Genomic DNA, 12031 nt, shown 5'->3' with positions numbered 1-12031 from the left:
CTGACTACTGACGATTCGGGCAATGCAGGCGGGTCATCTCGCCTTCTCTGCCCCCGGGTGAAACTAGCGTAACGCTGATGCTGACACATCCCGCCTGCGATGTCTGCATTCGGTTGACCTGCCAGTTGGCAGGTGGCGAAATCGCACGCAGTTGCGTTTGCTGCCAGCCATGCCGCCAGAGCTGTTGGTACTGGTTTCTGCTGGCAAGACTGTTCATTAATGTTCGCTTGAAACCCGATAACGCAGTGACAATCATCACCATCAACACCATCGCCAACATTACCTCCGGCAGGCTAAAGCCTTGTTGATTCTTCAGGGAAGTTGACATAACGCCCTCTCTTTCAGCGGACAAAAATCGCTCCAGCCGCGTGGCGAAAAAACAATGTTTCCATCGATGACTTCGCCTGTTCGCCACAACGAAACGCCTTCATAACCGGCAATCAATAAGGCTTCATTATCTGCCAATAAACGCAGACAAACCCGGGCACCGGTGGCTGCGTACAGTAAGCACTGAACTGCGGGCTGCGTCTGCCAGGAGTGCATTTTTCCCCACTCCAGCGTCGACTGAACGATGGCCTGGCGGCGCAATGACTGACTTTCCATGCTCACGCGAGAGGCAAAACTGCGATCCTGCTGACTCATTCCTTGCAATAGCAAGCTACCCAAAATCAGCAGCATAAGGACCAGAGCCAGTGACGAAACACCCTTTTCGCGGTTCACAGGTTGAATCCTGTCACGCTATAGCTGGCATCCACTACGGTTTGCGGTTCAGACTTACTGGCAGCATGCATATTAACCGTCAACACCGGCGAGAAACCGCTGACATCCTGTCGGGTAACCTGAAAAGTGTCGATAATGATGGCATCCGGATTAGTGACTTTATCCCAGCCCTTACCTTCACAGGATGTCGCACCGCGTAGCGTTTCCAGCACATGCTCCTTCAGACGAAATCCAATCTGGTCGGACTCTTTTACCGGTTCGCGATCCCAGATACCGTTACTGTTCGCATCCCACTGCACAATGATACAGTCCCCCTGTCCGACAATTTCCAGCCCTTCGCCGGTACAGCTGCCATGACAATAACCCGCCCTCTGGAGATGCTTCGCGACGGTAAAGACCCGCAGCCAGATTTCATCTTCCAGCGCCAGCTTACGGGTGCTCGTTAAACTTTCACGCTGTAACGCAGGCAGAAAGCGTGCTGCCCCCAGCAACAATACGCTACTGATCGCCATAGCAATCAACACTTCCAGAAGAGAAAAACCTAGCTCTTTTACAGGCATGCTTCTGTTTCTCCTTGCTGACAAAGCCGGAGTCTTCCCCACGGCGAAACCACCAGCCACCACTCGCCCGTTGAGTTTTTAAAGCGAATATGCCCGGCCCATGCGGTATTGCGCAGGCCAAAGAAAGCAAGCGAAGGTGTCAGGTCGCTCATTTCGACTTCGGGCCAGCGTGGCACAAAGACCAATGGTGAACTGCCATGACAGGTATTGGCCCCAGCCGCGGAACTCACAAGGCACCATAACGCCCCCTCCCTGATAACGCTGATACTGTGGTCGCGGTTATGCCAGTTGGCATCTTCACGTAAATAGAGCAAATAGTCCCGCGCCTGGCTGGCGGTTTGCCATAGCCGTTGCGACTGCTGCCAGTATTGCCAGCCATAGAGTCCACTTGCGCTTAGCATGACCAGAATCAGCATCGCGACCAGCGTTTCAATCAGCGTATAACCACGTTGTGTTTTCATGCCGGCAGTATGGAGCGAGGAGAAAAAAAGACGAGGGCCAGTTTCTATTTCTTCGGCGCATCTTCCGGACTATTTACGCCGTTGCAGGAGGTTGCAAAATTTCGGGAAGGCGTCGCGAAGAATTTAACGGAGGGTAAAAAAAACCGACGCACACTGGCGTCGGCTCTGGCAGGATGTTTCGTAATTAGATAGCCACCGGCGCTTTAATGCCCGGATGCGGATCGTAGCCTTCAATCTCAAAGTCTTCGAAACGGTAGTCGAAGATGGATTCAGGTTTACGTTTGATAATCAGCTTCGGCAGCGGGCGCGGTTCACGGCTTAATTGCAAATGGGTTTGATCCATATGGTTGCTGTACAGGTGCGTGTCGCCACCGGTCCAGACAAAATCACCCACTTCCAGATCGCACTGCTGCGCCATCATATGCACCAGTAACGCGTAGCTGGCAATGTTGAACGGCAGGCCGAGGAAGACGTCACAGGAGCGCTGATAAAGCTGGCAAGAGAGTTTGCCGTCTGCCACATAGAACTGGAAGAATGCATGGCACGGTGCCAGCGCCATTTTATCCAGTTCACCAACGTTCCACGCTGAAACAATAATGCGGCGGGAATCCGGGTCGTTTTTCAGCTGGTTCAGTACCGTAGTGATCTGGTCAATATGACGACCATCTGGCGTTGGCCAGGCACGCCACTGTTTACCATACACCGGACCGAGGTCGCCATTTTCATCGGCCCATTCGTCCCAGATGGTGACATTGTTTTCGTGTAGATAAGCAATGTTAGTATCGCCCTGCAGGAACCACAGCAGTTCGTGGATGATGGAACGCAGGTGGCAACGTTTGGTTGTCACCAGCGGGAATCCATCCTGCAGGTTAAAACGCATCTGATGACCAAAAATGGAAAGCGTTCCGGTTCCGGTACGGTCGTTTTTCTGTGTGCCTTCGTCGAGCACTTTTTGCATCAGTTCTAAATACTGTTTCATGGTTCCTCAGGAAACGTGTTGCTGTGGGCTGCGACGATATGCCCAGACCATCATGATCACACCCGCGACAATCATCGGGATGGAAAGAATTTGTCCCATGCTGATGTACTGCACCCAGGCACCGGTAAACTGCGCGTCGGGCTGGCGGAAAAACTCAACAATGATGCGAAACGCGCCGTAGCCAATCAGGAACAAACCTGAGACAGCTCCCATTGGGCGCGGTTTACGAATATACAGGTTGAGGATAATAAACAGCACCACACCTTCCAGCAGCAGCTCGTAAAGCTGTGATGGGTGGCGCGGCAGCACACCGTAAGTGTCGAAAATGGATTGCCACTGCGGGTTGGTTTGCAGCAGCAAAATATCTTCTGTACGGGAGCCGGGGAACAGCATGGCAAACGGGAAGTTCGGGTCAACGCGGCCCCACAATTCACCGTTAATAAAGTTGCCCAGACGCCCGGCACCAAGACCAAACGGAATGAGTGGTGCGATAAAATCAGAAACCTGGAAGAAGGAACGTTTAGTACGGCGGGCGAAGATAATCATCACCACGATAACGCCAATCAGGCCGCCGTGGAAGGACATGCCGCCGTCCCAGACACGGAAAAGATACAGCGGATCGGCCATAAACTGCGGGAAGTTGTAGAACAGAACATAACCAATACGTCCACCGAGGAAGACGCCGAGGAAGCCCGCATAGAGTAAGTTTTCAACTTCATTTTTGGTCCAGCCGCTGCCCGGACGATTCGCCCGACGTGTTGCCAGCCACATTGCAAAAATGAAACCCACCAGATACATCAGGCCGTACCAGTGAAGCGCCACGGGTCCTATTGAGAAAATGACCGGATCAAACTCCGGAAAATGCAGATAGCTACTGGTCATCTGTCACCACAAGTTCTTGTTATTTCGCTGAAAGAGAACAGCGATTGAAATGCGCGCCGCAGGTTTCAGGCGCTCCAAAGGTGCGAATAATAGCACAAGGGGACCAGGCTGGTTGCCGGATACCGTTAAAAGATATGTATATGATCCGCGCTATAACCCTCCGCGAATCAACCCGCCCATGCCGCGACGCTCCATAAAGGCTGCAACCTGATGGCGAACTTCGGTCGCCAGTTGCGCTTCCAGACTACGCTGCGCAAGATTTTCTGCTTCGGCATAATCAATGCGCCGCAGCAGGTATTTTACGCGCGCTACAGAACGTCCGTTCATAGACAGATGGCGATACCCAAGCCCAATGAGGATTGCCACGCACATGGGATCGCCCGCCATTTCACCGCACAAACGGAGATCGATACCATGTATTTCCGCTTCCCGAGCGATCATCGCCAGAGCTCGTAACATTGCAGGATGAAGACTGTCATAAATGTTCGCCACCCGGGTATTGTTGCGATCAACGGCCAGGATGTATTGAGTCAGATCGTTGGTGCCAACAGAGATAAAATCGATCCGCTTTGCCAGATGCGGCAGCATAAATACCATTGACGGCACTTCAAGCATGATGCCGATACGTGGTTTGGGAATTTCGTAACCGATCATCTCCTCGACTTCACGTCCGGCACGTTCAATCAGGCGGCGTGCTTCGTCAACTTCATCGAGGCTGGTGACCATCGGCAACAGAATATTCAGGTTGCCCGTAGCGGCATTAGCACGCAGCATCGCCCGCACCTGAATCAAGAAGATCTCCGGCTGATCGAGCGTAATGCGAATCCCACGCCAACCCAGGCATGGATTCTCTTCGCTGATCGGCATGTAAGGCAGCTGCTTATCTGCTCCGACATCCAGCGTACGCAAGGTGACGGGTTTATCATTAAACATTTGCAGCATCCCCTGATACTGCGCCACCTGTTCTTCTTCCGATGGAAAACCACTTTGCAGCATGAATGGGATTTCAGTGCGATAAAGTCCTATGCCATCAATACGGCTGCCCAGTTTTTGTTCATGTTCCGGGCTTAAACCGGCATTGAGCATGACTTTAATGCGTTCGCCACTTTTTAACTGGGCGGGTAAATTGACGTCATCTTCCGCCAGACGGCTAAGCTCGATCTCTTCACTAATTAGCCGCTGATATTCTTGCAGCAGTACCGGCTCCGGATCGACCAGCAATTCACCGCGATAACCATCGACGATCAGCGTCCGACGATGCAGTACCGAAGGCTGAATATCCGCGCCCATTACGGTAGGGATCCCCAGCGCACGTACCATGATCGCAGCATGGGAGTTGGCTGCGCCATCTCGCACGACAACACCGACTAAGCGATCCTGGGGCAGCTCAGCAAGCGTTGTCGCTGACAGTTCATCTGCCACCAGAATAAAACGTTCCGGCCAGGCGTTCGGCCCTTGATTAGCGTCATCAAGATGAAACAGCAATCGCTGACCCAGCGCACGTAAATCGCCAGCCCGCTCTTTGAGATAGTTATCGCTTAGCGCGGCAAACTGTTCGGCAAATTTTTCAATGACCGTTTTTACCGCCCACTCTACCACCGAGCCTTTATCAACCTCGGCAAACAATTCGCGACGCAGCCGGGTGTCCGAAAGCAGGTGCGAGTAAAGATCGAAAATAGCCGCCGTTTCTTTTTGTGCACCGGCGGCAAAGCGTTTGCTGTAGCGGCGAAACTCGTTTGCCGCTTCTTCCAGCGCCCCGGTCAGTCGTTCGCGTTCCAGAGCCGGATCCAGCGTTGATGCCTGATACACCTGTTCCATTAAAGGTAACGTGGCATCCTGCCAGCCTTCGGCAATCGCCACACCAGGCGCTGCCGGTAATGCACGGATTCGCGTCTGGCGATATTGCCCAAACAAGGCAGTCAACTGCGACTGAGAAAGAATCGCTGCCATCTGGGTGGCAAGCGTCACCAGGAAGGATTCTTCACTTTCGTCATACTGGCGCAACTCTCGTTGCTGTACCACCAGTACACCAAGCAACTGGCGACGTTGAATAATTGGTACGCCTAAAAACGCGCGGAAACGTTCTTCTTTTACGGAGGGGATGTATTTGAAGCTGGGGTGCTTTTGCGCATCTGCAAGGTTTATCGGTTCCGCCAGCCTGCCAACCAGGCCGACGATCCCTTCATCAAACGCAAGCGTTACAGTGCGACCGCGTGGTTTTTTCAGCCCCCGGGTCGCCATCAGGTAGTAACAACGTCGGTCATGATCGGCCAGGTAGACCGAACAGACCTCGGTATCCATCGCAAGACAGATGTCGGTAACCAGAATATTTAACGCCTCATTCAGGCGTGGTGCGCTGGCTACCTTTTCGACTATTTCGCGCAGGCGAGTGAGCATAATTGGCGTGACTTAACCTCTTTTACGTCGATAAGCAGATGCGTTTTGTGGTTTTGGCGTATTATCCTGCAGCGCCATCACAACACTCGCGAACTCTTTCATTACCCTACGGTAGACATCACGTTTAAATGACACCACCTGTCTGACCGGATACCAGTAACTTACCCATCTCCAGCCATCAAACTCTGGTGTACTGCTGGTTTGCATATTGATTTCTGCATCGCCGCTCACCAGCTGCAAGAGAAACCATTTTTGTTTTTGGCCGATACAAACCGGCTTCGTGTCCCAACGCACCAAACGTTTCGGTAATTTGTAGCGCAACCAGTTACGCGTTGAAGCAAGGATTCGAACGTCTTTGCGGCTTAATCCTACTTCTTCAAACAATTCACGGTACATCGCCTGTTCTGCGGATTCTCCTGGGTTAATTCCGCCTTGCGGAAATTGCCAGGAGTGCTGACCAAATCGCCGGGCCCACATTACCTGCCCCTGGCGATTACAAATCACGATACCTACGTTTGGGCGGTAGCCATCGTCATCAATCACCGGACTACCTCAAAATAAAGCTTTATATACGAATGATTGTTTCATACTCCATGAAGACGGTAAACCACTCTCTGCAGGGCATTACACACTAATAACAATTGAATAACTCACAGTTATGTGCAGAGTTATAAACAGAGGAAGGGGTGGATAGCCGTTTTTATTCACCTTTTCTGTGGATAGAGTTGTGAAGAACTACGGAATTACTACGGGAAAACCCGGAGCATTCTGAATAAGCCTGATATCGACATTTTAAAATAATCATTATTAGTCAATGTATTACATGTAATTTAAGTAATAAAAAGGAGTAATTCGTGACCCAGGTCACACCTCTCATTTACAGGTTGGCGAAAGATCAACCAACGCCGTATTTATCCACAGAATGTGCCACTAAGTTAAGCACTGAACCACTAAAAACTGGAGTTTCGTCGCACGTCAAGGCTGTAAATGGAAACAGTAGTGGAGGTTTTTCACAGTTATCCCAGCTTTCTGTGGATAACATGGTGTAAGATCCTGTTTATTTTCAGTGACCAGATTTGGAAAACCCGTTGCAGTGTTGCGCAACTCGATTACCGACAATCTAAAAAGCAATATAAATCATAGAATTGAATAACGCATGTGGAAAAAGTTACACTGCGAATATTCGGCAAAGAACAGCTGTTTGTTTTTTAATCAAGGTATCACGACATGTCCCAACCTCGCCCACTGCTTTCTCCTCCCGAAACAGAAGCACAGTTGTTAGCGCAAGCACAGCAACTTTCCGGTTATACACTGGGTGAACTGGCGGCACTTGCCGGGCTGGTTACGCCGGAGAATTTAAAACGCGATAAGGGCTGGATCGGCGTGTTGCTGGAGATCTGGCTAGGTGCCAGTGCAGGGAGTAAACCAGAACAAGATTTTGCTGCTCTGGGTGTGGAACTTAAAACTATTCCTGTGGATAGTCTTGGGCGTCCGCTGGAAACAACATTCGTTTGTGTTGCCCCATTAACGGGCAATAGTGGAGTGACCTGGGAAACCAGCCACGTGCGCCACAAGCTCAAACGCGTGCTGTGGATACCGGTTGAAGGCGAACGTAGCATCCCACTGGCGCAGCGCCGCGTAGGATCACCATTGCTATGGAGCCCGAATGAAGAGGAAGACCGGCAACTGCGCGAAGACTGGGAAGAATTAATGGATATGATTGTTCTCGGTCAGGTTGAGCGGATCACCGCTCGTCACGGGGAATATTTACAGATACGACCGAAAGCAGCGAATGCGAAAGCGCTTACCGAAGCCATTGGTGCCCGGGGCGAACGGATTCTGACGCTGCCGCGCGGCTTTTATTTGAAGAAGAATTTCACCAGTGCGCTACTGGCCCGTCATTTTCTGATCCAGTAGCCATCGCTTTGACCTGCCGCTTTCCGGGCATATAATTACCGCTTCATTTTTTTGGCAGGGCTTTTTAGATGTTATTTGCATGGATAACCGATCCTAACGCCTGGCTTGCGCTCGGTACGCTGACGCTGCTGGAGATCGTTCTTGGGATCGACAATATTATTTTTCTTTCTCTGGTGGTGGCAAAGCTCCCCACAGCACAACGTGCACATGCGCGCCGTCTGGGGTTGGCGGGAGCCATGGTTATGCGTCTGGCGCTGCTGGCATCAATCGCCTGGGTTACGCGCCTGACAAATCCGCTTTTTACAATATTCAGCCAGGAAATTTCCGCCCGTGATTTGATTCTGCTTCTGGGTGGCTTGTTCCTTATCTGGAAAGCCAGCAAGGAAATCCACGAATCCATTGAAGGTGAAGAAGAAGGGCTGAAAACACGCGTTTCATCATTCCTCGGCGCTATCGTGCAGATTATGCTGCTGGATATTATCTTCAGCCTCGACTCGGTGATTACCGCTGTGGGTCTGTCAGATCACCTGTTTATTATGATGGCAGCCGTGGTGATTGCCGTAGGCGTGATGATGTTTGCCGCGCGCTCGATTGGTGATTTTGTCGAACGCCATCCTTCGGTAAAAATGCTGGCGCTCTCTTTCCTGATTCTGGTGGGCTTTACCCTGATTCTGGAAAGTTTCGACATCCACGTACCGAAAGGTTACATCTACTTCGCGATGTTCTTCTCTATTGCGGTTGAAAGCCTCAACCTGATTCGCAACAAAAAGAATCCGCTCTGATACTCCGTACGCTCTCCTGCAGGAGAGCGTACTCACTCCTGTTAGCCTCACAATTTAAGATTTTCCTGCTTTCAAGATATATAACGTCCATTTATAAACAGACTATTATCATAGGTGGGCCAAATGAGGATAACCGGATGAAAAAATGGGCAGTAATAATTTCTGCAGTCGGACTGGCGTTTGCTGTTTCCGGGTGTTCCAGTGATTACGTCATGGCGACCAAAGATGGCCGTATGATTTTGACCGATGGAAAACCTGAAATTGATGATGATACCGGGCTGGTGAGTTATCACGATCAGCAAGGTAACGCGATGCAAATTAACCGTGATGATGTTTCGCAAATTATTGAACGTTAAAAAATAAGGTCAGCATCCGGCTGGCCTTAAGATTTTTCGCTTTCCCTTTTCCCTTCCCTCTGCCATTTTTATATTCCTTATGTCGTGATTATAAAAAGGAAACGGCTATGCAATATCACCGTATACCCCACAGTTCGCTGGAAGTCAGCACGCTGGGGCTTGGCACGATGACGTTTGGTGAACAGAACAGCGAAGCCGACGCCCACGCACAACTCGACTATGCCGTCGCTCAGGGCATTAACCTTATCGACGTTGCCGAAATGTACCCAGTGCCGCCGCGCCCCGAAACGCAAGGGTTAACCGAAACCTACGTCGGTAACTGGCTGGCAAAACATGGCAGCCGCGAAAAGTTAATTATCGCTTCCAAAGTGAGCGGACCGTCGCGCAATAATGACAAGGGCATCCGCCCGGATCAGGCGCTGGATCGGAAGAATATCCGCGAAGCTCTGCATGACAGCCTCAAGCGCCTGCAGACTGATTACCTCGATCTTTATCAGGTGCACTGGCCGCAGCGCCCAACCAACTGCTTCGGCAAACTCGGTTATAGCTGGACAGATTCTGCCCCTGCGGTTTCGCTGCTGGATACGCTGGACGCACTGGCAGAGTACCAACGCGCGGGAAAAATTCGTTATATCGGCGTGTCGAACGAAACTGCATTTGGCGTAATGCGCTACCTGCATCTGGCGGACAAACACGATCTGCCGCGTATTGTCACCATTCAGAACCCCTACAGTCTGTTAAACCGCAGTTTTGAAGTGGGTCTGGCAGAAGTCAGCCAGTATGAAGGGGTCGAGCTGCTGGCCTATTCGTGTCTGGGTTTCGGCACGCTGACCGGGAAATACCTCAACGGTGCAAAACCTGCTGGCGCACGTAATACGCTCTTTAGCCGCTTCACTCGCTATAGCGGTGAGCAAACGCAAAAAGCCGTCGCGGCGTATGTCGATATCGCCAGACGTCATGGCCTGGATCCTGCTCAGATGGCGCTCGCTTTTGTACGCCGTCAACCGTTTGTTGCCAGCACTCTGCTGGGCGCAACCACGATGGAGCAGCTGAAAACTAACGTCGAAAGTTTGCATCTGGAGTTAAGCGAAGACGTATTAGCTGAAATTGAAGCGGTGCATCAGGTTTATACTTATCCGGCACCGTGATCCTTTCGCCTGGTGTTTTGCACCAGGCGTCTCTTTTCCCCACTTTTCAGAATATATTCACTACTTTTCGCCACATCTTTCCTGACAAAGAGCAATAGACTCCTTTGGCCAACGCCAGCGCGCGTTTCAATGTCTGTGCCCATTGTTAAGGATAACCATGTTGATTTTCAAACCTATTCCCCTCGTCATGTTGCTTACCGGGTGCCTGTCCTCCGCTTGGGGGGCGCAGTTAACTCAACCGCTAACACTCAAAGACGTCACTGTTTATCTGCATGGTGCCAGCCTACAAGGTGAAGAGACACTCAACTTACCGGCAGGTGAAAGCGAAATTATTTTCACTAATATCGCCAATTCGGTAACCGACGACAGCATCGCCATTTCTATCGATAACGGAGTGACTGTGCTTTCCTCACGTATCGCGCTAATGGAAACACAGCCGAATGCGCTGCCGTCAGATATTCAGCAACAGTTAAAAGCAGCAAAGGTGGAACAGGCAAAACTGACCGCCGAGAAAAACAATATCGCGGCTCAAATTAAGGTATTAGAGGCAAATAGCACATTAACAAATAAAAGTGCCGCCGAAGTTGGCAAGTATCTGCAAATGGTGAAAGAGAAAAATGGTGAGTTATTACGAGCCGACAATGAGTTGACGCAGAAACTTGCTGATAACCAGCTTGAAATTGAAAAGTTGGAGCAACGAGAGAGTATGAGTAACGGTGATTCAGAGGCAGCCGATGATCCGCAGGTTATCATCGCTAAGGTCTATGCCCCAAAAGCCGTCACAGCGAAAGCGGTGGTACGTTATATGACCCCTGATGCTACCTGGACGCCGATCTATGATATTCACGCCACTGCCATAAACCAGCCGCTGCGTCTGGTTTACAAGGCTAATATTCGCCAGTATACGGGGTTGCCCTGGAAAGGCGTTAATCTCGTGCTCTCGACCAGTGAACCTGATACTCATCTTACGTTGCCACACCTGGAAACCCTGTATGTGGATGTTCCGGAGTATGGTGGTGTAAGCGGCTCGCTTTCAGCATCACCCGTGATGGAACAGCGTTCGGAATATTCGTCTAACCAGGATGCCTCAGAATTGCAGAAAACCCTGAAGGCAGAGATGCAAAAAACAAGGGAGCGACAAGCCGGGCGCAAGTATGCCGAACAGGCAGTGCCAGCTTCGGCTCGACCAGAAAGTTTCACTGCGCAAAATGTCCGCTATGCGCTTTCGCTGCCGTGGCAAATCGACAGCGATAATACCGCGCGCACGGTGGTCATTAAGGAAGAGTCGGTCAGCGGTAAATATCGCTTCTTTGCTATTCCGAAGATCAGTAATGACGCGTATCTCCAGGTGCAAATTAAAGAGTGGGAACAGTTAAATTTAATCCCCGGCGAAAGTCAGATCTTCTTTGGTAACAACCGTACCGGCGTGGGCTATTTGCAGCCGCCAGAAGATGGTAAGTCGCTGGATATTCAGCTTAACCGCGATCCTAAGCTGATTATTCAGCGTAAAGCCGTACTCAAAAAAGAGAATGCGTTATCTATCTTTAACGACAGCGCGGTACGCAACTTCAGTTACACCCTCAATGTAAAGAACAGCTACGGCGAAGCGGTGGATATCACTCTACTCGACCAGATCCCAGTCAGTGCTAACAGTGATATTACGGTGGAAAAAATGCAATATGGCCAGGCACAGTTTGATGCGAAAACGGGTGAACTGTCCTGGACGCTGAAACTGTCAGGCAAAGAGAACGTGAGTCTGCCATTCTCATACAGCGTGAAGTATCCGAAAGGTATGCACCCTTCGGGAATGTGATCTTCACCAGATGGCT

At 50.8% G+C, this 12031-nt stretch carries 14 protein-coding genes; 5 read left to right on the top strand and 9 right to left on the bottom strand.

Going from position 1 to position 12031, the window contains the following annotated elements; all coding sequences use genetic code 11:
* Positions 1–4: 4 nt before the first annotated feature.
* The 9 genes from ppdC to ygdT form a co-directional block, all read right to left on the bottom strand.
* Positions 5–328 (bottom strand): prepilin-type N-terminal cleavage/methylation domain-containing protein, encoded by a 324-nt coding sequence (gene ppdC / locus AABJ99_RS04960; RefSeq protein ID WP_160523602.1) that lies wholly within the window; start codon positions 326–328, stop codon positions 5–7.
* Positions 313–720 carry a DUF2509 family protein gene (ygdB, locus tag AABJ99_RS04955; protein ID WP_039020549.1) on the bottom strand — a complete coding sequence of 136 codons (408 nt, stop codon included), beginning with the start codon at positions 718–720 and terminating at the stop codon, positions 313–315. The genes ppdC and ygdB overlap by 16 nt, the downstream gene beginning before the upstream one ends.
* On the bottom strand, positions 717–1280 hold the full coding sequence (ppdB, locus tag AABJ99_RS04950; protein ID WP_039020550.1) for a prepilin peptidase-dependent protein: 564 nt from the start codon (positions 1278–1280) through the stop codon (positions 717–719). The genes ygdB and ppdB overlap by 4 nt, the downstream gene beginning before the upstream one ends.
* Complete coding sequence (ppdA, locus tag AABJ99_RS04945; protein ID WP_039020551.1) at positions 1271–1741, bottom strand: prepilin peptidase-dependent protein; 471 nt, start codon at positions 1739–1741, stop codon at positions 1271–1273. Before ppdA ends, ppdB begins: the two co-directional genes overlap by 10 nt.
* 184 nt (positions 1742–1925) lie before the next feature.
* On the bottom strand, positions 1926–2720 hold the full coding sequence (thyA, locus tag AABJ99_RS04940) for a thymidylate synthase (protein WP_000816232.1): 795 nt from the start codon (positions 2718–2720) through the stop codon (positions 1926–1928).
* 6 nt (positions 2721–2726) lie between these two features.
* Complete coding sequence (gene lgt / locus AABJ99_RS04935; RefSeq protein WP_000204658.1) at positions 2727–3602, bottom strand: prolipoprotein diacylglyceryl transferase; 876 nt, start codon at positions 3600–3602, stop codon at positions 2727–2729.
* Between the two features lie 150 nt (positions 3603–3752).
* A complete protein-coding gene (ptsP, locus tag AABJ99_RS04930; RefSeq protein ID WP_338387510.1) occupies positions 3753–5999 on the bottom strand; it encodes a phosphoenolpyruvate--protein phosphotransferase in 2247 nt (748 codons plus the stop codon).
* A 12-nt stretch (positions 6000–6011) separates the two neighbouring features.
* Positions 6012–6542 (bottom strand): RNA pyrophosphohydrolase, encoded by a 531-nt coding sequence (rppH, locus tag AABJ99_RS04925; RefSeq protein WP_000564486.1) that lies wholly within the window; start codon positions 6540–6542, stop codon positions 6012–6014.
* Positions 6543–6894: 352 nt separating this feature from the next.
* Positions 6895–7041 (bottom strand): protein YgdT, encoded by a 147-nt coding sequence (ygdT, locus tag AABJ99_RS04920; protein ID WP_269218580.1) that lies wholly within the window; start codon positions 7039–7041, stop codon positions 6895–6897.
* 185 nt (positions 7042–7226) lie between these two features.
* On the opposite strand from ygdT, the gene mutH reads away from it, so the two are divergent.
* From mutH to AABJ99_RS04895, 5 genes are all read left to right on the top strand, one after another.
* Positions 7227–7916, top strand: a complete 690-nt coding sequence (gene mutH / locus AABJ99_RS04915) for a DNA mismatch repair endonuclease MutH (RefSeq protein ID WP_000082180.1) — start codon at positions 7227–7229, stop codon at positions 7914–7916.
* A gap of 68 nt (positions 7917–7984) precedes the next feature.
* On the top strand, positions 7985–8698 hold the full coding sequence (gene ygdQ, locus AABJ99_RS04910) for a TerC family protein (RefSeq protein ID WP_000895624.1): 714 nt from the start codon (positions 7985–7987) through the stop codon (positions 8696–8698).
* 137 nt (positions 8699–8835) lie between these two features.
* A complete protein-coding gene (ygdR, locus tag AABJ99_RS04905) occupies positions 8836–9054 on the top strand; it encodes a lipoprotein YgdR (protein ID WP_000758655.1) in 219 nt (72 codons plus the stop codon).
* 107 nt (positions 9055–9161) lie between these two features.
* Entirely contained in the window at positions 9162–10202 is a 1041-nt protein-coding gene (tas, locus tag AABJ99_RS04900) for an NADP(H)-dependent aldo-keto reductase (RefSeq protein WP_001199299.1), read from the top strand.
* A gap of 157 nt (positions 10203–10359) precedes the next feature.
* Positions 10360–12015: a DUF4139 domain-containing protein gene (locus AABJ99_RS04895; protein WP_039020553.1), complete on the top strand. Its 1656-nt coding sequence runs from the start codon at positions 10360–10362 to the stop codon at positions 12013–12015.
* Positions 12016–12031 lie beyond the last annotated feature (16 nt).

Source organism: Escherichia coli (assembly GCF_036503815.1).
Lineage (GTDB): Bacteria > Pseudomonadota > Gammaproteobacteria > Enterobacterales > Enterobacteriaceae > Escherichia > Escherichia coli_F.
The sequence above is the reverse complement of the archived record's forward strand: the minus strand, read 5'-3'. Positions and strand labels throughout refer to the sequence as shown.

Excerpts from the sequence above, each read along its gene's own strand:
- AABJ99_RS04895 (WP_039020553.1), top strand. The coding sequence starts at position 10,360 with ATGTTGATTTTCAAACCTATTCCCCTCGTCATGTTGCTTACCGGGTGC.
- ppdC (WP_160523602.1), bottom strand. The coding sequence starts at position 328 with ATGTCAACTTCCCTGAAGAATCAACAAGGCTTTAGCCTGCCGGAGGTA.
- mutH (WP_000082180.1), top strand. The coding sequence starts at position 7,227 with ATGTCCCAACCTCGCCCACTGCTTTCTCCTCCCGAAACAGAAGCACAG.
- ppdB (WP_039020550.1), bottom strand. The coding sequence starts at position 1,280 with ATGCCTGTAAAAGAGCTAGGTTTTTCTCTTCTGGAAGTGTTGATTGCT.
- ygdQ (WP_000895624.1), top strand. The coding sequence starts at position 7,985 with ATGTTATTTGCATGGATAACCGATCCTAACGCCTGGCTTGCGCTCGGT.
- tas (WP_001199299.1), top strand. The coding sequence starts at position 9,162 with ATGCAATATCACCGTATACCCCACAGTTCGCTGGAAGTCAGCACGCTG.
- ptsP (WP_338387510.1), bottom strand. The coding sequence starts at position 5,999 with ATGCTCACTCGCCTGCGCGAAATAGTCGAAAAGGTAGCCAGCGCACCA.
- ygdT (WP_269218580.1), bottom strand. The coding sequence starts at position 7,041 with ATGTTATCCACAGAAAGCTGGGATAACTGTGAAAAACCTCCACTACTG.
- ygdR (WP_000758655.1), top strand. The coding sequence starts at position 8,836 with ATGAAAAAATGGGCAGTAATAATTTCTGCAGTCGGACTGGCGTTTGCT.
- lgt (WP_000204658.1), bottom strand. The coding sequence starts at position 3,602 with ATGACCAGTAGCTATCTGCATTTTCCGGAGTTTGATCCGGTCATTTTC.
- thyA (WP_000816232.1), bottom strand. The coding sequence starts at position 2,720 with ATGAAACAGTATTTAGAACTGATGCAAAAAGTGCTCGACGAAGGCACA.
- ppdA (WP_039020551.1), bottom strand. The coding sequence starts at position 1,741 with ATGAAAACACAACGTGGTTATACGCTGATTGAAACGCTGGTCGCGATG.